Genomic DNA, 24,883 nt, shown 5'->3' on the forward strand with positions numbered 1-24,883 from the left:
TGGAGAGGTGAACGCATCGATACCCGTCACCCGCACCACCGACCACGGCACCGCCAAGCTGATGCCCGATGTCGACCGTGAGCGGGCCTGGTTGCTCACGGTCGACGGGGCGCCGCAGTCGTACGTCGACCTCGACGATCCGGAGTATCTGGAGTTCGAGTACGCGCGGCGGCTGGGGTACGTCCTGGACACCGTCGCCGAGGCCGGGCGGCCGGTGGACGCGGTGCACCTGGGCGGGGGAGCGCTCACGCTTCCCCGGTACCTCGCCGCAACCCGCCCCGGCTCCCGGCAGGACGTCGTCGAGGCCGACCGGGGACTGCTGGAGCTGGTCACCGAGCGGCTGCCGCTGCCGGACGGCTCGGGCATCGCGCTGCACGCGGGCGATGCCCGGGCCTGGCTGGAGGGCGCGCCGGACGACCACGCCGATGTGCTGGTCGCCGACGTGTTCGGCGGGTCCCGGGTGCCGGCGCACCTGACCACGCTCGCCTACGTCCGCGAGGCCGAGCGGGTGCTGCGGGCCGACGGGGTGTACCTGGCCAACCTCGCGGACGCGGCGCCGTTCGCGTTCCTCCGGTCACAACTGGCCACGCTGGGGGCGGTGTTCGAGGAACTGGCGCTGATCGCGGAGCCGGCCGTGCTGCGCGGGCGGCGGTTCGGGAACGCGGTGGTCGTGGCCTCGCACCGGCCGCTGGACACCGCCACGCCGGCCCGGCGCGCCGCGGCGGACGCCTTCCCGGCGCGGGTCGAACACGGCGCGGCGGTGCGGGAGTTCATCGGGGCGGCGCGGCCGGTGGAGGACGCCGACGCCGTACCGTCACCCGAGCCCCCCGACGGGGCGTTCGGCATCGGCTGAGTGCGCCGGGGAGCCGGCGACCGGGTGCGTGCGGCGGGTGAGACCGCGGACGTCCGGGACCAGCAGCACCAGGGCGGTGACCAGGACCACCAGGCCGGCGCAGCCCCACAGGGCGGCCGCGCGGCCGACAGCGTCCTCGGCCGGGCCGGCCAGGGCCGTGCCGAGCGGCATCAGGGAGACCGAGCCGAACCAGTCGTAGGCCGAGACCCGGGAGAGCTTGTCCTCGGGGATCTCCTGGTGCAGCGCGGTCATCCAGGAGACGCCGAACACCTCCACCGTCGTGCCCGCGACGAACATCACCCCGTACAGCACGCCCGGCGGCACCGGAACGGCCAGCGCGGCCGTCGGCAGGGCCAGCGGGAAGACGCACAGCGTGCCGGCGAACAGCAGGCGGCGGGGCTTCCAGCGGGTCATCAGCAGGGCGCCGCCCACCGTGCCCGCGCCGAACGCGGCCAGGGCCAGGCCCCAGGGGCCCGCACCGCCCAGGCTGTCGCGGGCGACGAGGGGGCCGTAGACCGCCTCGGCCGCGCCGACCACCGCGTTGGCGATCGAGAACTGTACGACGATGCCCCACAGCCAGGGCCGGCCGGTGAACTCCCGCCAGCCCTCGCGGAGATCGGCCAGCATGCCCCCGCCCGGCGCGCGCGGCGGGATGTGGCCGACGTCGAGGAAGGAGCGCAGCGCGGCGGCGACGGCGAAGGCCGCCGCGTCGAGGGCGAGCACCCAGCCGGGGCCGACGGCCGCGACCAGGGCGCCGCCCAGGGCCGCGCCGCCGAGGGCCGCGCCCTGGGCGGCCATGCGGAAGGCGGCGAACGCCCGGCCCGCCTGTTCGCCCGCCACGGAGGACATCAGCATGCCCTCCGCGGCGGGTCCGAAGAACGCCTGACCGGTGCCGCCGAGCGCGGTGAGCAGCATCATCTGCCACAGCCGGGGCTCACCGGCGAGGACGAGGGCCGCGAACGCCGCCTGGGAGAGGCAGTTGAGCGTGTTGGCGGCGACCATCACCCGGTGCCGGGGGATCCGGTCCGCGACCGCGCCGCCGATGAGCAGGAAGACCACCAGCGGCAGGGTGCGGGAGGCGGCCACCAGGCCGACGTCTCCGCCGTCGCCGCCCGACTCCAGCACGGCGAACGCGGCGGCGATCAGCGAGCCGTTCGCGCCGAGGCCGCTCACGACGGCGGCCGCGGTCAGCAGGGAGTAGTTGCGTCCCGCCCAGGCGGGTCTCCGGGGACGGGCGGGGGAACCGGCGGTCTGGGTCACCGGCCGACTATCCCTGCCCGGCTCCCGCACTGCCAAGTGAGTTTGCGGACGTCGTGGGCGGGTCGCGGATCCGGCGGGGTCAGTCCGCGATCGGGTCGCCGTGCAGCCGCACCGTGCTGAGGATCTTGTTCATCGTCGCGTCGGGCACTTCGTCCTCGACGCCCTTCGCGCCGTAGAACGTCCACGAGACGAAGCTGCCCGTGGAGTTCTTGAAGGCGAACGTGGTGGCCTTGCCGTCGGTGTCGCACTTGTTCTTCTTCGGCACGCCGATGACGTACGACGTGGCGACGCTGCCCTTCACACCCGACGCCGTCGTGAAGGGCTTCGCCTTGCCGATCCGCAGGTACTTCTTGGCGGCCTCCGACTGGTCGGTGTATCCGCCGAAGGCGAAGGTGGCCGAGTCGCCGCGGGCGATGCTCGCGGTGTCCTTGGCCCCGTTCTCGCCCTTCGTGCCGCCGGCCGCGAGCGCGTGCGACTCCTTGGTGCCGTTCTCCTCGGAGGTGCAGTAGTCCGGCTTCAGGAACGTGGTGCCGGAGAAGCCGATGTACGCGGAGCCGTCGCCCTTCGTCTCGTCCTCGAAGAAGGAGAAGACGCCGGGCCGCTCCACCTCCCAGTCGGCGGGTACGTCGAAGGCCGTGCCGTACTTGGGGTTGACCACGACCTTCCAGCCCGCCACGGTCGGCTCCTCGGTCGCGTTGCCGCGCGGGTCGCCGGTCGCGGACGACGTGGGCGACGCGGGCCCGGTGGCCGTCGGGGACGGGCTCGTGTGCTGTCCGCCCTTGCCGTTGTCCGCCTCGTCGTCCTTCGTACCGCCCAGCACCAGATAGCCGGTCACGGCGGCGGTGACGACGACGGCCGTGGCCGCGACGATCGCGACGAGCTTGGTGCGGCCGCCACCGCCCTGCGGGGGCTGGGGCACGGGCGCGCCGGGGGGCTGTCCTGGCTGCCCCCACTGCGGCTGCTGACCGTACGGACCGGCCTGCGGCTGCTGACCGTACGGGCCGGCCTGCGGATACTGCTGGTAGCCGGGCTGCTGGTACGGGTTCGGCTGCTGGTAACCAGGCTGCTGGTACGGGTTGTTCTGCTGGTTCTGCTGCGGGTTCGGCGCGCCCCCTGGCGGCTGCTGGTCTGGCCACATGGCCAGTAACCCTAGTGGCTTCCCTGGTCAGGCTCGGCTACTCGTGAGTAACATGTCGGCCATGAGCGCAGACCAGACGTCGATCGGCGACATGCTCGCCGCCACCGTGCCCATGGCCCGGACCCTCAACCTGGAGTTCCTTCAGACCGCGCCCGACAAGGCCGTGGTCTCCCTGCCGGACCAGAGCGCGTACCACAACCACGTGGGCGGCCCGCACGCCGGTGCGATGTTCACCCTCGGGGAGTCGGCCAGCGGTGCCATCGTGCTGGCCGCCTTCGGGGACCAGCTCTCGCGCGCCGTGCCGCTCGCCGTACGGGCCGAGATCGCCTACAAGAAGCTGGCCATGGGCGTCGTCACCGCGACCGCGACGCTGGGCCGCCCGGCCGCCGAGGTCGTCGCCGAACTGGACGCCGGGCAGCGGCCCGAGTTTCCCGTGTCGGTCGAGATCCGGCGCGCGGACGGCGCGGTGACCGGCGAGATGACCGTCGTGTGGACCCTCCGGCCGGCCGACCGGCAGAAGTGAGCACCACGCCCCGCTCCCGACTCACCGGAGCGGGGCGCCGCCCATCGGGAGTTACCGCGCCGGTCGCTCTTCTAGTTCATCGTGCTGGGCTCATCCAGCCGTTTCAGGGCCCGAGCCGGCTCACCGACCGGTTCGACGTACGTGACGACCGCGCCCCCGGTCACCGCCCTCGGCCGCGGAGTTCGTGGTGCTGAAGCCGGCCGCTGACCACGCTGTCGGCCTGCGCGGGCCCTCGGCCCGCGAGCGGTTCCGCGAGGAAGCCGCTCAGTCGAGACAGAACTCGTTGCCCTCGATGTCCTGCATCACGATGCACGCGTCGTGGCCGTCGTACAGCACTTGCACGCGTACCGCGCCGAGCTCGGTCAACCGCGCGCATTCCGTCTCGAGTTTGGCGAGGCGCTCTTCACCCACGAGCCCGGTAGCGACCCGCACGTCGAGGTGCACCCGGTTCTTGACGACCTTGCCCTCGGGAACGCGCTGGAAGTACAGCCGCGGCCCCACGCCCGAGGGATCACTGCACGCGAACCATGAACCCCGATCCTCGGGCGGCCGCGAACGGTCGTAATCGTCCCAAGTGGCGAATCCCTCGGGCGGCGGCGGTATGACGTACCCCAACACCTCGCACCAGAAACGAGCGACGCGTTCAGGTTCCGCGCAGTCGAAGGTGACTTGGAACTGTTTGATCGACGACATCGGCGCACCATAGCAGGGGGTTCTGTCGCTCGTCCCCGGTGGGGATCTGGACGGCCGATCGGGGACCGGTTCGCGGATACCGGCGGTAACCCCCGTGCGCGAACCGACTTTCCCACCGGAGGCATTCTTGCTTCTTGTTCCCCGTGAGTAGCTTGTGCCAAGGTGAGCCTCCCCACGGAGGGCAAAGGCGGACGACGTCGACGTCAAGGCCGGCCCTTTAGGTACGCACCAATCAGGCACTGCTTTCCCGCAGGATCCGCCCCCCACATGCGGTCCCGCGGCTGGAAAGGAAATGGTTCCGTGCAGTCCTCTCACCCCCCACGCCCGCCCCATCCACCCCTGCCCGGCCCGGCCGGGGAGTCCGACCGCGCGCTCGTCGCCCGGCTGAGCGGCCCGCACGACGGCCGCCATCACGCCGTCGCCCTGCTGCTCGCCCGGCACTGGCGGGCCACCCGCGACTATGCCGTGGTCTGCCTAACCGCCGCCGGTCCCAGCGCCCATATGGTGGCCACCGCCGCCTTCCACCAGGTGCTCGGCGGTGCGGCCGGCGGCGCCCTGCGCCCGCGACTTCTGGTCGCCGTCCGCGACACCGTCCGCGCCTGGGCCGCGGACGAGGTGGCCCGTATCGCCCTGCCGGAATTGCGTAAAACCACCGGTGGGCGCGGGCTGCGCGCCACAAAGCCCGGGCCGCCGGAAAACAGACAGCTCGCCGCCCGCGCATTCCGGGCCCTTCCCGGCACCGCGCAATGCCTTCTCTGGCACACCGAGGTCGAAGCCGAACCCATAAACATACCCGCCGGTCTGTCGGGGGTCGACACAGCCACCGCGACAACCACCCTCGAGCAGACGCGCGAACAATTCCGGGCCGGTTGCGTACGTGCCCACCGGGAACTCGCGCCCACCGAGGAATGCCGCTACTACAACCGGCTCCTCGACGTCCCCATCCGGCGCGGCGGCGCCCTGCTGCCGGACGTGCGCCGGCATCTGACGGTCTGCGCCCACTGCCGGTACGCCGCCGAACAACTCGGCCTCTTCGACGACGCCTTGCCCCTGCTGCTCGCCGAGACCGTGCTCGGCTGGGGAGCCCGCCGCTACCTGGACTCACGCCCCGGCCGCGCCGTCCGCGAGGAGTGGCCGCCCCCGCCGGCCCCGTCGGCCGCACCCCCGGTCACCGGCGGCCGGCACCGCACCGGACCCGGTCACCGCCACCGCAAGGCCGTCGCCATCGGCGTCGGACTCACCTCCCTCGTGCTGCTCGCCGGCGTCCTCGTGGTCCGGAGCCGGTCCGAGGACAACCGTGCCCCCGTTCCCGGCGCCACCTGGGGCGCCCCCGCGGGCGGCATCACACGGCCGAACGGCACCGGCGGCCGGCCCGCCACCTCACCCTCCGCGGCCTCCGCGGGCGCACCCGTCGAGGTCGCCCGCGGCGCCCTGCGCGGTCTGGCCTCCGGGCTCTGCCTGGACGTGCGCGGCGACCGGATCACGGCCGGCGCGGGCGCCCGGCTCGCACCCTGCTCGGCGGCGGCCTCGCAGCAGTGGTCGTACCAGGACGACGGTCTGCTGCGCAGCGCCGCCGACCCCACCCTCTGTCTCGCCGCCGACCCCAGGACGAAGAGCGTCGCGCTGGCCGGCTGCGTCGTGCCCGCCGGGGAGGTGTCGTACGACGTCACGGTGCGCGGCGAGATCCTGCTGCGCCGGCACCACGGGCTGGCCCTGACGCCGGGGTCCGGCCGTCCCGGTGCGGGGGTCGAGGTGGGGGAGCGCGACGGGTCGGCGAAGCAGCGATGGGTGCTGGCGGCGGGTGCGGGCGGCACGGCGCGTTCCGGTGCCGGACCGGAGGGTTTCGGTACCGGAACGGACGGGTCGGGTCCCGGGTCGGATGTCTGGCCCGAGGGCTTCGGCGCCGGGCCGGTGGGGCCGAGGCCGGCACGGCCTCGGCATGCCGCAGGGTCCGGACGGACCGGTGGCGGGCGGCCGGAGGCGTCGAAGGGTGGTGCCGGGCAGGCTCCCGGACGCGAGGGGGCGGTGGCACCTCGCGAACCCCCCCGCCGGCCCCGGCGCAGCCCACCCCCGACACCGTGTTCGCCGACGTCAGCGGCATGCTCCGCACGGTCCTCGCGGGGAGTGACCGGGCCCGCGCACCTCGTCGGCACTCCTACGGCGGCGCCATCGCCCTCGGCTACGCGGTCCGCCACCCGGGCCGGGTGGCCACCCTGACCCTGCTCTGGTCCGAGCCGGCCACGGCCGCGTGGGCCGCGAAGCCCGGCCGTATCCCGCGCCGGGTGCTGACCGAACTCGCGTACAGCGAGCCGGACGCGCTCGCCCGGATCACCGCCCACCGCGGCCACAACACCGCCCGCCTCGCCCGCGAGACCACCCTCAGCCGGGGCGTCCCCGCCGGCCGGGTGCTCACCGAGGCCCGGATCAGGGCCGTACGCTGCCCGGTCCTCGGCGTGTAACGCGGTGACTCGGACCCCGTCGACCTGGTGCCGGCGCAGCGGCTGCTGCTGCCGGACTTCTCGGCGGGCCGGTGGGCAAGGACACGGCTCACAGCACCTTCGCCCGGATCAACGCCGACAACACCAATGCCCCCGGCAGCAACGGCACCCAGTCGGACAGCACCCGGTACCCGATCACCGTGGCGGTCGCCACCGCGGGCTCCGCGCCGAAGGTGACCAGCGTCCACACCAGCGCCGCGTCGACCGCGAGCCCGCCCGGCGCCGGCACCGCCCCGACGGCCGTGCCGGCCGCCAGGTAGGCGAGCACCACCTGCTCCCACGGCAGCCCCAGCCCGAGCGAGGCCCCGACACAGGCCAGCGTGCCCGCCTGCACCAGCGGCATGGCGACCGCCCCGCCCCACAGGGCGAGCGCCCGGCGGGGCCGGGAGTGCACCACCCGCACGTCGGCCAGGGCGGAGCGCAGCAGCCCGGTCACCGGCCGCCGTAACGGCCGTACGACCGTCAGCAGCACCCCCGCCACCGCGACCGCCCCGCACGCGACGGCGGTGAGCGGCACCAGCAGCCGCCCGTCCGGGACCAGGTCCCCGAGGCGCCGCCAGTGCGGGGACAGTGCCAGGAACACCAGCAGGACCAGCGTCTTCGCGGTGGACCTGGCCAGCGAGTACAGGCCGATCGACGCGGTCGCCCGCTCCAGCGGTACGCCCCGGCCGCGCAGAAACCGCAGGGTGACCGCGTGGGCCCCGAGCCCGGCGGGGAGCGCGTGGTTGGCGGCGCCGGCGGCGAACTGCGAGGCCAGCAGCAGCCCGGGCGGCAGCCGGTCCGGCAGGGCGCCCTGCCGGGCACAGGAGGCGGCCACCCAGGTCAGACAGGTGAAACCGGCTCCGGCCAGCAGCCACCCCGGGTCGGCCGCGACCAGCCGCCGTACCCCCTCGTACACCACGGGCCGGTTGGCCAGGGCCCAGCCGGCGGCGAGCAGCAGGGGCGCCAGGCACAGGGCCAGCCGTACCGGCCGGGCGGACATGCGGGACGCCGGGCGGGCCGGTGCCGTGGTCACGGGACAGGGACCCGGGGCGGACGGGGCGGACCCGGGACAGGGAGCCGTGGCCGGGGGCAGCGAGCGGGACGGGGACAGTGAGGACACGGGGACGTCGTCCTTCCGCGGCGGGCCCCACGGCGGGGGCCTGGGGGAGGCGGGCCGGGCGGAACCGCGGAGAGCCTTCCCCTCCCGCGTGACACCGGGATGGCCGGAAAAGAAAGGGGCGAGGGCGGGACGGTGCCGCCGGTCGGGCGCGGGCAAGCGGCCGTTCACCGCCGACCAGGTAGCCTTCCCTTGGGACGCGCTTTACATGCGACGACCCGGCGGGCAAGGACAGCGACAGGGGAGGACCGGCGGTGCACGTCCAGGAATGGCTCGACTCGGTGCCGGCGGTCGCCGTCTACGCCGTGGTGGCTCTGGTGATCGGTCTGGAGAGCCTGGGCATTCCGCTGCCGGGGGAGATCATCCTGGTCTCCGCGGCGCTGCTGTCCTCCCAGCACTCGGGTGTCAACCCGGTCGTCCTCGGTGCCTGCGCGACCGCGGGCGCGGTGATCGGCGACTCCATCGGCTACGCCATCGGCCGCAAGGGCGGACGTCCGCTGCTGGCCTGGCTCGGAAGGAAGTTCCCACGCCACTTCAGCGAGGGCCATGTGGCCACCGCCGAGCGGTCCTTCGAGAAGTGGGGCATGTGGGCGGTCTTCTTCGGCCGTTTCGTCGCACTGCTGCGCATCTTCGCCGGTCCCCTCGCGGGCGTCCTGCACATGCCGTACTGGAAGTTCCTGATCGCCAACGTCCTCGGCGGCATCTGCTGGGCCGGCGGCACGACGGCCGTCATCTACTACGTGGGCATCGTCGCCGAGGACTGGCTGAAGCGCTTCTCGTACGTGGGCCTGGGCGTGGCGGTGCTGATCGGCCTGGCCTCCATGCTGATCCTCAGGCGCAAGGCGAAGAAGGCCCAGCCGGCCCAGCGGGAAGCGGAACCGGTGAACGCCGGGGAGTGACCGGCACCCCGCCGACGTGCCCTACTCGTGCACCCCGCGGTGCGCCTTGGCCAGCTCCGCGTAGAGGGTGCCGTTGAGGGTGACCCCCGCCCGCTCCTCCTCGGAGAGGGGCCGCTTCACCTTCGCCGGCACCCCCGCCACCAACGACCCGGCCGGCACCACCATGCCCTGCGGCACCAGCGCCTGGGCCGCGACCAGCGACCCCGCGCCGATCACCGCCCCGTTGAGCACGGTCGCCCCCATCCCGATGAGGCAGTCGTCCTCGACGGTCGCCCCGGGCACCACCGCGTTGTGCCCGATGGACACCCGCTCCCCGACGGTGACGGGGAACCCGGGATCGGCGTGCAGGGTGACGTTGTCCTGCACGTTGGCCTGCGCGCCCACGGTGATCTTCTCGACGTCACCGCGCACCACGGCCCCGTACCAGACACTGGCCCCCGCGTGCAGGGTGACGTCCCCGATCACGGACGCCGTGGGCGCGACGAACGCCTCCGGATCGACCCGCGGCTCCTTGCCCCCGATACCCACGATCAGCGCCTTGTGCGTCATCACCGTCTCCTCGTGTCAGCGGTACCCGGCACCGTACGACACCGGGTGGGGCAAAGATCACAGCGGCCCGCCCTCTCCGCCGGAAGCGACCGGTGAGTAACGTGACCCCGTGCCGAAGCGCAAGAACACGTTCTCATCCTGGCGACGGGGCCTCGCCCAGCGAGCCGTACACGCGGCCTGGTCCTGGATGCAGCGCAACGGGTCCGTCACGGCCGAGCGACCGGCGGGCTTCCGCTTCGGCTCCATCGGCGAAGCCACCCGTCTGGCCTTCCCGCTCGGCACGGTCTTCGGTGAACCCTGGATCCGGCTCGGCTCCCACTGCATCATCGCCGAGCAGGTCACCCTCACCGCGGGCCTGATGCCCGACCTGGACCTCGGTCCGGAGCCGATCCTGCGCATCGGCGACGGCGTGGTCCTCGGCCGCGGCAGCCATGTCATCGCGGACACCACGGTCACCATCGGCAGCGACTGCTACTTCGGCCCGTACGTCTACGTCACCTCCACCAACCACTCCTACGACGATCCGCACGAGCCCATCGGCAGGCAGTGGCCGCGGATGGAGCCGGTCGAGATCGGGCCGGGCTGCTGGATCGGCACCGGCGCGGTGATCCTGCCCGGGGCGCGGATCGGCCGGAACGTGGTCGTGGCGGCCGGCGCGGTGGTGCGGGGCACGGTGCCCGACCACGCGGTGGTGGCGGGCGCGCCCGCCAAGGTCGTACGGCGCTGGACGCCCGACGAGGGCTGGCAGCCGCCCCTGCGGACCCCCGCCCCGGTGCCGATCCCGGACGGCATGACGCCGGGTCAGTTGCGGGCGCTCGCGGATCTCGACGAGGACGCGGTGGCGCGGCTCGCCGCGCTGGAGAGCGAGGGCTGAGCGGACCGGCTCAGCCGGTCGCCAGCAGCAGCGTGCCGAGCAGGGCCAGGGCCGCCCCCGCCGTCTGGACCGCGCGCAGCCGCTCGCTGAGGAAACCGCGTGCGGCCAGCGCGGTCACCACCGGATACAGCGAGGCGAGCACGGCCGCGACGGTGACCGGTCCGCTCCGGGCGGCGACGGCGTACGTGCCGTTGGCCGCGACGTCGGCGAGTCCGACGAAGGCCAGCGCGGGCAGCGAGGCCCAGGGGAAACCACCCTCCGGGAGGGCCGTGCCGCCGCGCCGCACCGAGACGGCGAGCGCGGCCCCGCCCACCGTGACGTTCGTCAACCGCTGTACGAACAGAGCGAGGAACAGGCCCGTGACGTCGGTGGAGGCCTCCGTGATCAGGGCGAACACCGTGCCGAAGCCGAGCGCCGCGACCAGGGTGAGCAGGACCGCGCGGCGCTGCACGGCCGCGCCCCGCAGTTGCGGGCCGCCGGCGAGGACGACCCCGGTGACGGCGACCGCGATGCCCGCGACCTGGAGCAGCCCCGGCCGTTCGCCGAGGGCGAGGCCGACGCCGAGGGGGACCGCGACGCTGAGGGGGGCGAGGGGGGAGACGACGCCCATGGGGCCGAGGGCGAGGGCCTGGTAGAAGGAGAGCAGGGCCACCGGTCCGACCAGGCCCGCCGCGAACGCGAACCACAGCCGGGGCCCGGCCTCGCTCCAGCCGCCCGTGGCGAGCACGATCGCGCCGAGGACGGCCGCCGCGACGGCCTGCGAGACCACCACGACCGTCAGCGCCGGGGTACGCCGGGTCAGCAGTCCGCCGCCGAAGTCGGCCAGCCCCCACAGCAGGCTGGTGGTCAAGGCGAAGAATGCTGTCATGGCCGGCCTCGCAGTACAGTTCGGTGAACGATCAGGTGCACCTCACCGTAATGCAGTTCATTGAACTGAGTAATCAATTATATTGACCGTCCCGGATATTGGACCCAACGTGTCGGACCTCGACCTGCTGACCCAGTCCCTGGCGCGCAACGTCAAGCGGTGGCGCACCGAGCGCGGCTTCACCCTGGACACGCTCGCCGCCCGCGCGGGGGTCAGCCGTGGCATGCTCATCCAGATCGAGCAGGCCCGGACGAACCCCAGCATCGGAACCGTCGTCAAGATCGGTGACGCGCTCGGCGTCAGCGTCACCACGCTGCTCGACTACGAACAGGGCCCCAAGGTCCGCATCGTCCCCGCCGAGCAGGCCGTACGGCTGTGGCACACCGACGCGGGCAGCTACAACCGCCTGCTGGCGGGAACGGAGGCGCCCGGCCCGCTGGAGATGTGGGACTGGCGGCTGATGCCCGGCGAGCAGAGCCCGTCCGACCCGCATCCGGCGGGCACGGTGGAACTCGTCCACGTCACCTCCGGCGAACTGACCCTCACCGTCGACGGGGTGAAGCACCTGGTGCCGGCCGGGGCGAGCGCCACGTTCGAGGCCAGTGCGCCGCACACGTACGGCAACGAGGGCGCGGAACCCATGGAGATGGTGATGGCCGTCTCGGTGCCGCCGGTGCGCTGAACCGCGCCGAGGGGGGCTGCTAGCGTGCGGCCATGCGCGCACCCATCGGAGACTTCGACACCGCCGTACCGGCGCCGGACTGCCTGGACGAACTGACCGCTCCCGTCGCCGACGCCGTACGCGACTGGCAGGGCGCGGTCCCGGCCGACCGGATCCTGTACGTCGACACCGAGCCGCAGTGGGCCGACACGGCCGTCTTCGTGGAGCACTACGGCCGGGACCTGCTGGAGCGGTCGGCGAACTGTGTGGTGGTCGCGGGCAAGCGGGCCGGCGAGACCACGCTCGCCGCCTGCGTGGTGCTCTCCACCACCCGGGTCGACGTCAACGGGGTCGTCCGGCGCCAACTGGGCGCCCGCAAGGCCTCCTTCGCCTCGATGGAGACAGCGACCGGCGAGACCGGCATGGAGTACGGCGGCATCACCCCCCTGGGCCTGCCCACCGGCTGGCCGGTCCTGCTGGACTCGGCCGTCGTCGACCTGCCCTACGTCCTGGTGGGCAGCGGTCGCCGCCGCGGCAAACTCCTGGTCCCCGGCAAGGCCCTGGCCGACCTGCCCGGCGCGGTGGTCCTGGACGACCTGGGCGTCGCCTGACCCCCCGGCCGGTCCCACACCGGCCCGGCTCACGCCGTCGCGTGGTGGGCCAGGGGCAGGTGGGGGTCCGCTTCGTCCGGGGCCGGGGCCGGGTCGGCGTGCACCAGGGCGGCCGTCAGGCGCGGTACCGCGTGGAGCAGGGCGTGCTCGGTCTCGACGGCGATCGCGTGGGCCTGTCGTAGCGTCGCCTCGCCGTCCACCACCACCGTGAGCTCGGCCCGCAGGCGGTGCCCGATCCAGCGCAGGCGCAGCTCGCCCACCTCACGCACCCCCGATACCTCCCGCACCGCGCGCTCGGCCCGGTCCACCAGTGCCGGGTCGACGGCGTCCAGCACCCGCCGGAACACCTCCCGCGCCGCGTCCCGCAGCACCAGCACGATCGCGGCAGTGATCGCCAAACCCACGAGCGGGTCGGCCAGGTGCCACCCCAGCGCCGACCCGCCGGCGCCCAGCAGCACGGCCAGCGAGGTGAATCCGTCGGTGCGCGCGTGCAGCCCGTCGGCGACGAGCGCGGCCGAACCGATCTCCCGGCCCACCCGGATCCGGTACCGGGCCACCCACTCGTTGCCGGCGAAGCCGAGCAGTGCGGCCAGCGCGACCGCGGGCACCTGCGTGACCGGGCGCGGGTCGAGCAGCCGGCCGACGGCCGCCCACGCGGCGAACGCCGCCGACGCGGCGATGGTCAGCACGATCACCAGCCCCGCGAGATCCTCGGCGCGGCCGTACCCGTAGGTGAACCGGCGGGTCGCCGCCCGGCGGCCCAGCACGAAGGCGATGCCGAGGGGGACGGCGGTCAGCGCGTCGGCCGCGTTGTGCACCGTGTCCCCGAGCAGCGCCACCGACCCGGACACGGCCACCACGACCGCCTGGGCCAGCGCGGTCGCCCCCAGCACGGCCAGCGACACCCACAGCGCGCGCATGCCGCGCGCCGAGGACTCCAGTGCCGGATCCAGTTTCCCGGCGGTCTCGTGGGAGTGCGGAGTGAGGAGATGGGCCAGACGGTGGCGCGGGCTAAAGGAGCCGTGCGCATGCCCGTGCGCGCCGTGGTGGTGCGGGCCGTGCTCGTGCGGGCCGTGCTCATGACGGTGCCGGTCGCTCACGTCGATCCCCTTCCGGTGGGCGGGAGTGGACGCACGGCGCCCACGGAGCCATTATGTGCGTATGAGCGCACGCATGCACCTGCCACCTGCGCACCATGCGCACGAGCGCAGCCCGGGCGAGGAGCAGTTCGCGCTCGCCGCCGAACTCCTCGCCCTGCTCGGCGACCGCACCCGGCTCGCCCTGCTGCACACCCTGACGGCCGGCGAGGCCGACGTCGGCACGCTCACCGAGGCGTGCGGCGCCGCCCGGCCGGCCGTCAGCCAGCACCTGGCCCGGCTGCGGCTGGCCGGAGTGGTGGACACCCGCAAGGAGGGCCGCCGGGTGATCTACTCACTGCGTCACGGGCACCTGCGGCGCCTGGTCGAGGAGGCTCTCCGGACGGCCGACCACCGCCTCGCCGAACGAGGCGGCGGGGCGGGGCGCTGACGGCTCAGAACGCGTCGGCCGTCCCGAGGTACTGCCCGGCGAAGGCCGCCGCCGCGACCGGCGAGGTGAACAGCCGGCGCAGCCGGGCCAGGGTGGTGCCGGTGCGGTAGGGGTCGCCGGAGGAGGTGCCGTGGTAGATCTCGGACAGCCACTCCGAGAACTCCTGGTAGTCCCACACCCGTCGCAGGCACGCGTCCGAGTAGCCGTCCAGCCCCGTGGCGTCGCCCCCGGTCAGCTGGGCGACGAGCCCGTCGCCGAGCAGGAACGCGTCGTGCAGGGCCAGGTTCATGCCCTTCGCGGCGATCGGCGCGACGAGGTGCGCGGCGTCCCCGGCCAGGAACAGCCGGCCGAACACCATGGGCTCCACCACGTAGGTGTGCATGTCCAGCACGCGTTTCTCCAGCAGCCGTCCCTCCGTCAGCGGCGGGCGGTCCGCCGCGCGCAGCCGCCGCTGGAGCTCGCCCCAGACGCGTTCGTGCGTCCAGGAGTCCGGGTCGTCGCCGGGCGGGCACTGGAGGTAGTAACGGGTCAGCTCGGGGCTGCGCGGCATGTGCCCGGCGAACCCGTCCGCGTGCATGCCGAACAGCACGCGATCCGAGGACGGCGGCGCCTCGGCCAGCAGCGCCAGCCAGCCGATGCCGTAGTCGTGCCGGGAGATCCGCGCCCGAGGCGGCAGCGCGGCCCGGCTCGCCCCGCGCGCCCCGTCGCAGCCGGCCACGAACTCGCAGGTCACCAGGTGCCGTTCACCGCTGTCCGGGTCGGTGTACGAGACGGCGGGCCGGTCCGAGTCCAGGTCGTGCAGGCGTACGTCCCGCACGCCGAACCGGATCTCACCGCCGCGCACGTCGGCGTACTCGCGCACGAGATCGGTCACGAGCAACGGCTGCGGGTAGACCCAGTGATGACAGCCCGTCAGCTCCGTGTAGGCGAAGCGGTAACCGCGGCCGTCGAAGCGGAACTCGCACTCGGTGTGCCGCTCGGCACGCTTCGACAGGCCGTCGGCCAGGCCGCGTTGTTCGAGGCCGCGTACGGCCCATTCCTCGATCACACCGGCGCGCGGCCGCTGTTCGATGAACGCTCTGCTCTCGGTCTCCAGGACCAGGCAGTCGACACCGGCGGCGCGCAGGATGTTGCCGACGGTCAGGCCGGCCGGTCCGGCGCCCACGACGACGACCGGACAGTGCGCGGTGGAAGGGGACTTGGGATGGGGGGAAGGAGGCGTCACCCGGGGAATTATGACGGTGTCCCGTCAGCCGGGCGGCCGACGGGACACCGTGGGTGCGGTGGACGCAATCGGTGCGCGGACGCGGTCAGTGCACCGGCGCGTCCGTCACCACGACCTCGTCGATGCTGCGCTCGATCGCCTCGGGCCGCGACGCGGTGGCCTTGGCCCAGTAGTAGACGACCAGGGAGAAGGCCGCCACGACCAGCATGTCCCACCACAGGCCGATGGTGCCCCGGCCGCCGCCGAAGCCGCCCAGCCAGGAGATCACGCCCATGCCCACCAGGTAACCGGGCAGCCACTGCGCGGCCTTGAAGTCCAGGCGCGGCGCGTCCGGCAGGCCCTTGCGGATCGCGTACCAGGCGTACGAGCCGAGCAGCACGTAACCCAGCAGGATCGCGAAGCCCAGGCGCCACAGGGTGCCCCAGCCGGCCCAGTAGATGATGAGGTCGGCGACCACGAAGGACAGCGGGGAGATGATCTTGCCGCCGGGCAGCCGGTACGGGCGCTCGCGGTGCGGCAGCCGGTCGGCGAACACTCCGTAGGCCAGTGGCGCGCCCGCGTACATCAGCACGCTCGCCGAAGTGATGAACGTGACCAGCGTCTGCCAGCTCGGGAACGGCAGGAAGCAGATCACGCCGGTGACGAACGAGACGATCAGGCCGAACCACGGCACGCCGCGCTTGTCGGTCTTCGTGAACAGCTTCGGCGCGTAGCCGTTCTTCGCGAGGCCGTAGGAGACCCGGGAGGTGGCGGTCGTGTAGATCAGACCCGTGCCGCCGGGCGAGATCACCGCGTCGATGTACAGCACCACGCTCAGCCAGCCCAGGCCGACCAGGGTGGCGAGGCCCGCCCACGGGCCGCTGATGCCCGGGAAGTCCAGGTGGGCCCAGCCGTGCGCGAAGGAGGTGTGCGGCAGGGCGGTGATGAAGACGATCTGGAGCAGGACGTAGATCGCGGCGCCGATCGCGACCGAGCCCAGCGTCGCGCGCGGCAGGTCCCGCTGCGGGTTGCGGCTCTCGCCGGCCAGCTGGATCGCCTGTTCGAAGCCGAGCAGGGCGAAGATGATGCCGCTGTCGCTGATGGCGCCGAGCACGCCCTTGGCGCCGAACGGCGCGAAGCCCTCGGAGGTGAAGTTGCCGGGGTGGAAGTTGCCGATCGCGATGATGAAGATCGCCGCGAGGGGCACGGCGATCTTCCACCAGGTGGCGGCGCTGTTGGTGTGCGCGAGGGCGCGGACACCGAAGAAGTTGACGCCGACGAAGACGGCCATGAGGACCACGGCCACGGCGAAGCCGCTCGCGGTCAGCGTCTGGTCGTGGTGCTGGAGACCGTCGGCCCACCGCCAGTGCTTGGCGTAGCCGATCATGGCCTCGACCTCGACCGGGGCCACCGTCGCCGCCTGCAGCCAGGAGAACCAGCCGAAGGACATGCCGGCCAGACCACCGAACGCGTAGTGCGGATAGCGGGCCGTGCCGCCCGCCACCGGGAACATGCCGCCGAGCTCCGCGTGCACCAGCGCGAGCAGCACGATCGCCACTGTGCCGATCAGCCACGAGATGATCGCCGCGGGGCCCGCCGCGACGACCGCCTTCTCGGCGCCGAAGAGCCAGCCGGATCCGATGATGGAGCCCACCGAGGCCCACATCAGACCGATGAGCCCGACGTCCCGGCGCAGACCGCCTGAATCCGTCGTGGCTACCGGCACAGCATGGTCGACTTTCGGCATGTCGAGTGGCCTCTCAGATCGTTGACGCGGGACTGACGAGCAAGGAGGCCACAGATTAGGGAGGCATTCCGCGCCGACAGAAGTCTGATGACCAAGTTTTGACTCGGGATCTCCGTTGTCTTGGTCGACTCTTCGCACAGGTCAGCGCGGTTTCAGAATGTCAATATTCAGCTTGGAATTGTGAGAAGAAAGTGAGACAGGCTAGTTGAGGCGCGGAATTTCGATAGCCGGGCACCGGTCCATCACCATTTCCGGACCCGCCGCCCGGGTCCGCTCGTAGGCGGCCTCGTCGACGACCCCCAGCTGGAACCACACCGCTCGCGCGCCCTTCGCCACGGCCTCGTCCGCCACCGCGCCGGCCAGGTCGCTGTTGACGAAGACGTCCACCACGTCCACGTCGAAGGGGATGTCCGCGAGGGAGGCGTAGCCCTGCTCCCCGTGCACCGTCTCGGCCTTGGGGTGCACCGGCACGATCCGCTTGCCGAACCGCTGGAGCACCCGCGCCACCCCGTAGGCGGGCCGGTTCTGGTTCGAGGACAGGCCGACCACCGCCCAGGTGTCGCCCAGCTCGGTCAGAATCCTGCGGATCGTGGCTTCGTCGCCGTACATCGGCCGCCTCCTCGGGCTGCGGGGAACTGTGCGTGGGGGCAACATCGTCGCGGCGGGTGTGGATTCCCGCCGTACCTCGCCACGCCGTCCGGAATCGGTGCAAGCTGCTGCATACGGCCGCCCGCCCGCCTACGCTCGCTCCGTGCTGCGCATTCTCGACGCCCGAACCGGTGAGTCCGTCCCCGCCGCGCCCGCCCGCCGCGGCCTGACCCGCATCGAGACCCACGCCTGCGGCCTCGACCCGACGGCCCTGCGGGTGCTGCTCACCGCGGACCTGCTGGTGCGGGCGCTGGAACTGGGCGGCAGCCCGGTCTGGACGATCCTCACGGCCCCCCGGGACCGGCCGGAACTCCGCACAGCCGCCACCCACCTCGCCATCCGCCCCTTCGAGGACGACCGTGACCTCGCGTCCGGACTGGGCGAGGCGCAGGTGATCCACGTCGCACGGTGGTCTCCGACAGGCCCGCCGGGGGAGCGGGCGGAGAACGCGACGGCTCGGCAGGGTGACGACCCGGCGCCGAAGGCCCCGTCGGCCGGAGGGCCGACGGGGGGCTCGGCGCCGGAGACACGGGACGAGGGACCCCTGGCCGCTGTGGCGCCCGTGGAGTGGCTCGGGCCGCAGCCGCCGCTTCCGCTCCTGCTCGCCGACCCCGCCGCGCTGCGGCTCGCCCTGCTCTCCGTTCCCCGGCACCAGCCCGCGCGGCTGGACGGCGCCGCCCTGGAGCGGGCCGCCGGGCAGCTCGCGCACTGGCGGCGGGCCGTTGCCGGATGGGCACGGCACCCCTCGCGACCGGTGCCGGAACCGGTCCGTGATCGGTTGCGGGCCGCCTGGGAGGACGATCTCGACCTGCCGGGCGTGCTGGACGTGCTGCGGGACGTGGCGCGCGCCCCCGACCTCCCCGACGGAGCCCGCTTCGAGACGTACGCCTACGCCGACCGCCTGCTCGCCCTCGACCTCGCACACGACGTCGGGAGCCCCGCGTGAACGCCCCGGCGGGCGCGGGTCCGCTGTGGTGGGTGGGGGTGTCGGGGCATGCCGGGTCGACGTGGCTTGAGGGTGTGGGGGACGGCCGTGGGGCGATCAGCGGGGCTGTCGAGGGTCGCCGCGGGTCGCTCGTCCGGTGTGGTGTCGGGAGCCTCGCGTGAGCGCCCCGGCGGGCACGGGTCCGCTGTGGTGGGTGGGGGTGCCGGGGCGCGCCGGGCCCGCGTGGCTCGCGGGTGTCCGGGACGGCCGCGGGCCGGTCGGCCCGCACGATGCCGGGAGCCCCGCGTGAACGCCCCGGCGGGTGCCGGGCCGCTGCGGCGGCTGGTGGTGTTGCGGCATGCCAAGTCCGCGTGGCCCGAGGGTGTCGAGGACCACCGCAGGCCGCTCGCCCCGCGCGGGCTGCGGGACGCTCCGGCCGCCGGGCGCGCCCTCGCCGCCGGTACGCTGCCCGACCTCGCCCTGTGCTCCACCGCCGTACGTGCCCGCCGTACCTGGGAGCTGGTCTCCGCCGAGTGGGCCACGCCGCCGCCGGTGCGCTACGACCGGCGGCTGTACGCGGCCGGCGTACCGGAGCTGCTGGAGGTCGTGCGCGAGGTGCCGCCGGAGGTCCGGACGCTGCTGCTGGTCGGGCACAACCCCGGCCTGGAGGAGCTGGTCCTGACGCTGGCCGCGGACGGCCTCGACGACTCGCTGGACCGGGTGCGCGCGAAGTTCCCGACCTGCGCCGTCGCCGTGCTCGCCTGGCACGGCACCGACTGGCCGGCCCTCGCCCCCGGCGCGGCCCTGCTCACCTCGTTCACGGTCCCGCGCGGGAAGAAGAAAAGCTGACGAAGAGGCGTCCCGGCGCTCGCATAGGCTGGCGGGATGCAGGACGAGTACCGCACAGTCGCCCGCGCGGGCGTGCACGAGACCGAGATCAACCGCTCCCGCTTCCTGTGCGCCCTCGCCCCGGCCGCCACCGAGCAGGAGGCCCAGGACTTCATCGCCGCCGTGCGCAAGGAGCACGCCGACGCCACCCACAACTGCTGGGCGTACGTCATCGGCGCCGACGCCTCCGTGCAGAAGGCCAGCGACGACGGCGAGCCGGGCGGCACCGCCGGCGTGCCCATGCTGCAGATGCTGCTGCGCCGCGACATGCGGTACGTGGTGGCCGTCGTCACCCGCTACTACGGCGGCGTCAAGCTCGGCGCGGGCGGACTCATCCGCGCCTACGGCGGCTCGGTCGGGGAGGCCCTGGACGCGCTCGGCACGATCACCCGGCGCCGCTTCCGGCTGGCCACGGTGACCGTCGACCACCAGCGCGCCGGCAAGGTCCAGAACGACCTGCGCGCCACCGGACGCGAGGTGCGCGACGTCCGCTACGGCGAGGCCGTCACCATCGAGGTCGGCCTGCCGGACGCCGACGTGGACGCCTTCCGCGCCTGGCTCGCCGATGTGACGGCCGGCACGGCCGGCTTCGAACTGGGCGGCGAAGCCTACGGAGACGCCTGACGATTGGCGCGTATCGGGCATAACGGTCTTATGTTGTACGGGTCATGGCGGGCTGATACGGGAGTAACCGCCCGTGATGTCAGACCCGGCCGTTAGTCTCGGGGATCATGAGAATCCTGCACACGTCCGACTGGCACCTCGGCCGGGCCTTCCACCGGGTGAACCTGCTCGGGGCCCAGGCCGAGTTCATCGGTCACCTCGTCACCACCGTGCGTGAGCACGAGGTGGACGCGGTGGTCGTGTCGGGCGATGTGTACGACCGCGCGGTGCCCCCGCTCGCCGCGATCGAGCTGTTCGACACCGCCCTGCACCGCCTCGCGGACCTCGGCGTGCCCACGGTGATGATCTCCGGCAACCACGACTCGGCCCGCCGCCTGGGCGTCGGCGCCGGACTCATCGACCGCGCGGGCATCCACCTGCGCACCGAGCCGTCCGCCGCCGGCACCCCCGTCGTGCTCCGGGACGCCCACGGCGACGTCGCCTTCTACGGCCTGCCGTACCTGGAACCGGCCCTGGTCAAGGACGAGTTCGGCGTCGACAGGGCCGGCCACGAGGCCGTGCTCGGCGCCGCCATGGACCGGGTCCGCGCCGACCTCGCCACGCGCGCGCGGGGCACGCGTTCCGTCGTCCTCGCCCACGCCTTCGTCACCGGCGGCCAGGCCAGCGACAGCGAGCGGGACATCACCGTCGGCGGGGTGGCCGCCGTACCGGCGGGAGTCTTCGACGGCGTCGACTACGTGGCGCTCGGGCACCTGCACGGCTGCCAGACCATCACCGAGCGCGTGCGCTACTCCGGCTCGCCGCTCGCCTACTCCTTCTCCGAGGCCGACCACCGCAAGAGCATGTGGCTGATCGACCTGGACGCGGACGGCTCGGTCACCGCCGAACGCGTCGACTGCCCGGTGCCCCGCCCGCTCGCCCGCGTCCGCGGCACCCTGGACGACCTCCTCGCCGACCCGGAGCTGACCCGCCACGAGGACGCCTGGATCGAGGCCACCCTCACCGACCCCGTCCGTCCGGCCGACCCCATGGCCCGGCTCACCGAGCGCTTCCCGCACACGCTCAGCCTGGTCTTCGCCCCCGAGCGCACCCCGGACGACCCCCAGGTGTCGTACGCCCGCCGCCTCGCCGGCCGCAGCGACCAGCAGATCGCACAGGACTTCGTCGCCCATGTGCGCGGCGCCGGACCCGACGAGCGGGAGGCGGCCGTGCTGCGCGAGGCGTTCGACGCCGTGCGCGCCGACGACGCCGTGCGGGAGGTGGCCCGGTGAGGCTGCACCGGCTCGACATCACCGCGTTCGGCCCCTTCGGCGGCGCCCAGACCGTCGACTTCGACGCCCTGTCCGCCGCCGGGCTGTTCCTGCTGCACGGCCCCACCGGCGCCGGCAAGACCTCCGTCCTGGACGCCGTCTGCTACGCCCTCTACGGCTCCGTCCCCGGCGCCCGGCAGAGCGGCCAGGGCATGAACCTGCGCAGCGACCACGCCCGGCCCGGCACCCGCACCGAGGTCCGCCTCGAACTGACCGTCGCCGGACGCCGGCTGGAGATCACCCGGCAGCCCCCGTGGGAGCGCCCCAAGCTGCGGGGCACGGGCACGACCGTCGACAAGGCCCAGACCTGGCTGCGCGAGTACGACGGCACGGCCGGCGCCTGGAAGGACCGCAGCCGCTCCCACCAGGAGATCGGCGAGGAGATCACCCAACTGCTCGGCATGAGCCGCGAGCAGTTCTGCCAGGTCGTCCTGCTGCCCCAGGGCGACTTCGCCCGCTTCCTGCGCGCCGACGCCGAGGCCCGCGGCAGGCTCCTCGGTCGCCTCTTCGACACCCAGCGCTTCGCCGACGTCGAGAAGCGCCTCGCCGAACGCCGCCGCGCCACCGAGGCACGCGTGCGCGAGGGCGACACGGCCCTGCTCGCCGACGCCCACCGCATGCAGCAGGAGGCGGGCGACGCCATGGAGCTGCCCGACCTGGCCCCCGGCGACCCGGGCCTGGCCGAGGCCGTGCTCGGCGCCGCCGCCGTGGCCCGCAGCACCGCCCGGGAACGCCTCACCGTCGCCCACTGCCGGCTCTCCGCCGCCGAGTCCGCCCACGCCGCGGCCCGCCGCGCCCTGGACGAGATACGCGAACTCGCCCGCCTCCAGGCCCGGTTCGCCGAGGCCCGGCAGCGCGCCGAGCGCCTCCAGGAGCGGGTCGGCGCCCACCGCGAGGCGCAGCAGCGCATGGAGCGGGGCCGCAAGGCGGAAGCGGTCGCCCCCGCCCTGGAGCTGCGGGACGCCGCCGAGGCCGAGCACAGCCGGGCCACCGCGGCCGAGGCCCGCGCGCGCGGACTGCTGCCCGACTCCTACGCCGACGCGGGCGCGAGCGGACTCGCCGCCGCCGCCCGCCGGGCCGCCGAGGAACTGGGCGGTCTGGACGCGGCCCGGCGCGCCGAACGGCGGCTCGCCGAACTCGCCGAGGAACGGGCCGGCCTCGACCGGCAGGAGCGCGCCGACGAGGACGTCCTGCGCGAGGCCGAGGCCTGGCTCGCCGACTGGGACGGCGTCCGCGCGGCCCTCCAGACCCGCGTCGACTCCGCCCAGGAGGCCGCCACCCGCGCCGAACAGCTCTCCGTCCAGCGCGCCCCCATGCGGCGCCGGCTCGACGCGGCCCGCACCCGCGACCAGCTCGCCGCCGACCTCGAACAGGCTCAGCGGCACGCGCGTGCCGCGCGGCAGCGCGCCCTCGACGCCCGCGCCCACTGGCTCGACGTCAAGGAACAGCGGCTGAACGGCATCGCCGCCGAACTGGCCGCCCATCTCACCGACGGCGAGCCCTGCGCGGTCTGCGGAGCCACCGAACACCCCGCCCCCGCCCGCAAGGTCGCCGGACACGTCGACCGCGAGGCCGAGGACCAGGCCCTCGCCGCCTACCAGCGGGCCGAGGAGCAGCACACCGAGGACGAGCGGCGGCTCGGCGTGGTCCGCGAGGCCCTGGCCGCCGCCACCGCCGAGGCCGGCGACACGCCCACCGCACAACTCGCCGCCGAAGCCGACCAGTTGGAGCAGGAATACATCCACGCCCGCCGCGCGGCCTCCGCGCTGCACCCCGCCCAGGAGGAGCTGCGGCGCGCCGAACGGGAGCGCGAGCAGCGGCTCGCCGACCGCCAGCAGGCCGCCGTGCGGGCCGCCTCCCGGCTCACCCGCCGCGACACCATGGAGCGCGAACAGGCCCAACTCCACGAGGTGTTGGACCAGGCCCGGGGCAGCGCCGGCAGCGTGGCCGCGCGGGCCGCCCAGCTGGAGCGGCGGGCGGCCCTGCTCACCGAGGCCGCCGACGCCGTGCGCGGCGCCGAGGACGCCGCCCAGCGGCTGAAGGACGCCGACGCCCGCCTCGCCGACGCCGCCTACCGGGCCGGCTTCGACACCCCGCAGGCCGCCGCGGCGGCCCTCCTGGACCCGGCCGCCCACCGCGACCTCCAGCACCGCCTGGACGCCTGGCAGCAGGAGGAGGCCGCCGTCCGCGCGGTCCTCGCCGAGCCCGGCACCGCGGCGGCCGCCCAGCAGCCGCCCGCGGACCCGGTCACGGCCGAGCGGACGGCGGCCGCCGCGGAACGGCGGCTGCGCGAGGCGGCCTCCGCGCGCGACGCCGCCGCCCGCTGCTGCGCGCAGCTCGACCGCCTCTCCGCCCGCGCCGTCCAGGCCGTACGCCGGCTCGGCCCGCTGCGCGAGGAGTACGACCGCGTGGCCCGGCTCGCCGCCCTCACCGCGGGCACCTCCGCCGACAACGAACGCCGGATGCGCCTGGAGTCGTACGTCCTGGCGGCCCGTCTCGAACAGGTCGCCGCCGCCGCGACCGTCCGCCTCCAGCGCATGTCGTCGGGCCGCTACACCCTGGTCCACTCCGACGACCGCACCGGCCGCGGGCGCTCCGGGCTGGGCCTGCACGTGGTCGACGCCTGGACCGGACGGGAACGGGACACCGCGACCCTGTCCGGCGGCGAGACCTTCTTCGCCTCCCTCGCGCTCGCGCTCGGCCTCGCCGACGTCGTCACCGACGAGGCGGGCGGCGTCCGCCTCGACACCCTCTTCATCGACGAGGGCTTCGGCAGCCTGGACGACCAGACCCTGGACGAGGTCCTGGACGTCCTGGACTCCCTGCGCGAACGCGACCGCAGCGTCGGCATCGTCAGCCACGTCGCCGACCTGCGCCGCCGGATCCACGCCCAACTGGAGATCGTCAAGGACCGCTCGGGCTCGACACTGCGGCAGCGGGGGGCGGTCTAGCGGCCCAGGGGCCGCCGGGTCAGCGGGGACGAGTACACGACGCTGGTGGTCACCGAGCCCAGCGCGCCGATCCGTCCCGAGATCTCCTCCAGGTGGGACATCGACCGCGCGGCGACCTTGATGACGAAGCAGTCGTCGCCCGTGACGTGGTGCGCCTCCAGGATCTCGGGCGTCGCCGCGACCAGGTCGTGGAACGGTTTGTAGTTGCCGTTCGGATAGCGCAGCCGCACGAACGCCAGGATCGGCAGGCCCAGCCGCTCGGGATCGACCACCGCCGCGTACCCCTGGATCACACCGGCCTCCTCCAGCCGCCGGACCCGCTCGGTGACAGCGCTCGGCGACATGGACACGGCCCGCGCCAGCTCGGCGTAGCTGGCCCGTCCGTCGCGCTGGAGGACGTCGAGGATGCGCCAGTCGGTGGCGTCCGGGGAATGCACGGTCATCCCGGATGGATAGCAGGGGAATCCCCGGCCGGGCAAGGGCAAGCCCGGGGATCGCCCCTTCAGACGGCGGCCCGTGGACCGTAGATTTCC

General features: G+C 74.0%; 25 protein-coding genes. 14 read left to right on the forward strand and 11 right to left on the reverse strand.

Going from position 1 to position 24,883, the window contains the following annotated elements:
- The first annotated feature begins 7 nt into the window (after positions 1 to 7).
- Positions 8 to 853 (forward strand): spermidine synthase, encoded by an 846-nt coding sequence (locus OO52_RS30905; RefSeq protein WP_030654955.1) that lies wholly within the window; start codon positions 8 to 10, stop codon positions 851 to 853.
- Here the strand turns inward: OO52_RS30905 and OO52_RS30910 are convergent.
- Together OO52_RS30910 and OO52_RS30915 are read right to left on the reverse strand one after the other, a co-directional pair.
- Positions 815 to 2,113 (reverse strand): MFS transporter, encoded by a 1,299-nt coding sequence (locus OO52_RS30910; protein WP_030654958.1) that lies wholly within the window; start codon positions 2,111 to 2,113, stop codon positions 815 to 817. The genes OO52_RS30905 and OO52_RS30910 overlap by 39 nt on opposite strands.
- A 79-nt stretch (positions 2,114 to 2,192) precedes the next feature.
- Positions 2,193 to 3,251 (reverse strand): hypothetical protein, encoded by a 1,059-nt coding sequence (locus OO52_RS30915; RefSeq protein ID WP_030654960.1) that lies wholly within the window; start codon positions 3,249 to 3,251, stop codon positions 2,193 to 2,195.
- A 61-nt stretch (positions 3,252 to 3,312) separates the two neighbouring features.
- Here OO52_RS30915 and OO52_RS30920 point away from each other — a divergent pair, with 61 nt between their 5' ends.
- Complete coding sequence (locus OO52_RS30920; protein WP_030939710.1) at positions 3,313 to 3,774, forward strand: DUF4442 domain-containing protein; 462 nt, start codon at positions 3,313 to 3,315, stop codon at positions 3,772 to 3,774.
- Between the two features lie 264 nt (positions 3,775 to 4,038).
- On the opposite strand, the gene OO52_RS30925 is transcribed toward OO52_RS30920, so the two are convergent.
- Positions 4,039 to 4,467: a VOC family protein gene (locus OO52_RS30925; RefSeq protein ID WP_030654965.1), complete on the reverse strand. Its 429-nt coding sequence runs from the start codon at positions 4,465 to 4,467 to the stop codon at positions 4,039 to 4,041.
- Between the two features lie 300 nt (positions 4,468 to 4,767).
- Between OO52_RS30925 and OO52_RS30930 the strand changes: the two genes are divergently transcribed.
- Together OO52_RS30930 and OO52_RS46180 are read left to right on the forward strand one after the other, a co-directional pair.
- The gene (locus OO52_RS30930; RefSeq protein WP_051818925.1) at positions 4,768 to 6,684 is read left to right on the forward strand and encodes an RICIN domain-containing protein; all 1,917 of its coding nucleotides are present in this window, start codon (positions 4,768 to 4,770) and stop codon (positions 6,682 to 6,684) included.
- The gene (locus OO52_RS46180) at positions 6,672 to 6,926 is read left to right on the forward strand and encodes a hypothetical protein (RefSeq protein WP_051818927.1); all 255 of its coding nucleotides are present in this window, start codon (positions 6,672 to 6,674) and stop codon (positions 6,924 to 6,926) included. Before OO52_RS30930 ends, OO52_RS46180 begins: the two co-directional genes overlap by 13 nt.
- 88 nt (positions 6,927 to 7,014) lie before the next feature.
- Here the strand turns inward: OO52_RS46180 and OO52_RS30940 are convergent, their stop codons facing one another.
- Entirely contained in the window at positions 7,015 to 8,067 is a 1,053-nt protein-coding gene (locus OO52_RS30940; protein ID WP_030654969.1) for a lysylphosphatidylglycerol synthase transmembrane domain-containing protein, read from the reverse strand.
- A gap of 251 nt (positions 8,068 to 8,318) precedes the next feature.
- Here OO52_RS30940 and OO52_RS30945 point away from each other — a divergent pair, with 251 nt between their 5' ends.
- Positions 8,319 to 8,963, forward strand: a complete 645-nt coding sequence (locus OO52_RS30945; protein ID WP_030654971.1) for a DedA family protein — start codon at positions 8,319 to 8,321, stop codon at positions 8,961 to 8,963.
- Between the two features lie 21 nt (positions 8,964 to 8,984).
- On the opposite strand, the gene OO52_RS30950 is transcribed toward OO52_RS30945, so the two are convergent.
- Entirely contained in the window at positions 8,985 to 9,512 is a 528-nt protein-coding gene (locus OO52_RS30950) for a gamma carbonic anhydrase family protein (RefSeq protein WP_030654973.1), read from the reverse strand.
- Between the two features lie 109 nt (positions 9,513 to 9,621).
- On the opposite strand from OO52_RS30950, the gene OO52_RS30955 reads away from it, so the two are divergent.
- Positions 9,622 to 10,386 (forward strand): acyltransferase, encoded by a 765-nt coding sequence (locus OO52_RS30955; RefSeq protein WP_030654976.1) that lies wholly within the window; start codon positions 9,622 to 9,624, stop codon positions 10,384 to 10,386.
- Positions 10,387 to 10,396: 10 nt separating this feature from the next.
- On the opposite strand, the gene OO52_RS30960 is transcribed toward OO52_RS30955, so the two are convergent.
- The gene (locus OO52_RS30960; RefSeq protein ID WP_030654978.1) at positions 10,397 to 11,254 is read right to left on the reverse strand and encodes an EamA family transporter; all 858 of its coding nucleotides are present in this window, start codon (positions 11,252 to 11,254) and stop codon (positions 10,397 to 10,399) included.
- A gap of 109 nt (positions 11,255 to 11,363) precedes the next feature.
- Between OO52_RS30960 and OO52_RS30965 the strand changes: the two genes are divergently transcribed.
- Both OO52_RS30965 and OO52_RS30970 read left to right on the forward strand, forming a co-directional pair.
- Entirely contained in the window at positions 11,364 to 11,936 is a 573-nt protein-coding gene (locus tag OO52_RS30965; protein WP_030654982.1) for a helix-turn-helix domain-containing protein, read from the forward strand.
- Positions 11,937 to 11,968: 32 nt separating this feature from the next.
- On the forward strand, positions 11,969 to 12,526 hold the full coding sequence (locus OO52_RS30970; protein WP_030654984.1) for a YbaK/EbsC family protein: 558 nt from the start codon (positions 11,969 to 11,971) through the stop codon (positions 12,524 to 12,526).
- A gap of 29 nt (positions 12,527 to 12,555) precedes the next feature.
- Here OO52_RS30970 and OO52_RS30975 read toward each other — a convergent pair whose 3' ends face one another.
- A complete protein-coding gene (locus OO52_RS30975; RefSeq protein ID WP_030654989.1) occupies positions 12,556 to 13,626 on the reverse strand; it encodes a cation diffusion facilitator family transporter in 1,071 nt (356 codons plus the stop codon).
- 61 nt (positions 13,627 to 13,687) lie between these two features.
- Between OO52_RS30975 and OO52_RS30980 the strand changes: the two genes are divergently transcribed.
- On the forward strand, positions 13,688 to 14,053 hold the full coding sequence (locus OO52_RS30980; RefSeq protein ID WP_234339903.1) for an ArsR/SmtB family transcription factor: 366 nt from the start codon (positions 13,688 to 13,690) through the stop codon (positions 14,051 to 14,053).
- Between the two features lie 4 nt (positions 14,054 to 14,057).
- On the opposite strand, the gene OO52_RS30985 is transcribed toward OO52_RS30980, so the two are convergent.
- The 3 genes from OO52_RS30985 to OO52_RS30995 form a co-directional block, all read right to left on the reverse strand.
- On the reverse strand, positions 14,058 to 15,278 hold the full coding sequence (locus OO52_RS30985) for a 4-hydroxybenzoate 3-monooxygenase (protein ID WP_030654992.1): 1,221 nt from the start codon (positions 15,276 to 15,278) through the stop codon (positions 14,058 to 14,060).
- A gap of 85 nt (positions 15,279 to 15,363) precedes the next feature.
- A complete protein-coding gene (locus tag OO52_RS30990; RefSeq protein WP_037630558.1) occupies positions 15,364 to 17,004 on the reverse strand; it encodes an APC family permease in 1,641 nt (546 codons plus the stop codon).
- 201 nt (positions 17,005 to 17,205) lie between these two features.
- Positions 17,206 to 17,613 (reverse strand): CoA-binding protein, encoded by a 408-nt coding sequence (locus tag OO52_RS30995; protein WP_030654997.1) that lies wholly within the window; start codon positions 17,611 to 17,613, stop codon positions 17,206 to 17,208.
- 142 nt (positions 17,614 to 17,755) lie between these two features.
- Between OO52_RS30995 and OO52_RS31000 the strand changes: the two genes are divergently transcribed.
- The 5 genes from OO52_RS31000 (at position 17,756) to OO52_RS31020 (ending at position 24,350) form a co-directional block, all read left to right on the forward strand.
- Complete coding sequence (locus tag OO52_RS31000; RefSeq protein WP_030655000.1) at positions 17,756 to 18,598, forward strand: hypothetical protein; 843 nt, start codon at positions 17,756 to 17,758, stop codon at positions 18,596 to 18,598.
- A gap of 285 nt (positions 18,599 to 18,883) precedes the next feature.
- Positions 18,884 to 19,426, forward strand: a complete 543-nt coding sequence (locus OO52_RS31005; RefSeq protein ID WP_030655002.1) for a SixA phosphatase family protein — start codon at positions 18,884 to 18,886, stop codon at positions 19,424 to 19,426.
- A 36-nt stretch (positions 19,427 to 19,462) separates the two neighbouring features.
- Positions 19,463 to 20,089, forward strand: a complete 627-nt coding sequence (locus tag OO52_RS31010; protein WP_030655005.1) for a YigZ family protein — start codon at positions 19,463 to 19,465, stop codon at positions 20,087 to 20,089.
- Positions 20,090 to 20,196: 107 nt separating this feature from the next.
- Positions 20,197 to 21,360, forward strand: coding sequence for an exonuclease SbcCD subunit D (locus OO52_RS31015; RefSeq protein ID WP_030655008.1), 1,164 nt, complete (start codon positions 20,197 to 20,199; stop codon positions 21,358 to 21,360).
- Entirely contained in the window at positions 21,357 to 24,350 is a 2,994-nt protein-coding gene (locus OO52_RS31020) for an AAA family ATPase (protein WP_030655010.1), read from the forward strand. The genes OO52_RS31015 and OO52_RS31020 overlap by 4 nt, the downstream gene beginning before the upstream one ends.
- On the opposite strand, the gene OO52_RS31025 is transcribed toward OO52_RS31020, so the two are convergent.
- The gene (locus tag OO52_RS31025; RefSeq protein WP_030655013.1) at positions 24,347 to 24,793 is read right to left on the reverse strand and encodes an Lrp/AsnC family transcriptional regulator; all 447 of its coding nucleotides are present in this window, start codon (positions 24,791 to 24,793) and stop codon (positions 24,347 to 24,349) included. The two genes, OO52_RS31020 and OO52_RS31025, sit on opposite strands and share 4 nt — an antisense overlap.
- Between the last annotated feature and the right edge of the window lie 90 nt (positions 24,794 to 24,883).

The sequence above is a fragment of the Streptomyces flaveolus genome, assembly GCF_000716535.1.
Lineage (GTDB): Bacteria > Actinomycetota > Actinomycetes > Streptomycetales > Streptomycetaceae > Streptomyces > Streptomyces flaveolus_A.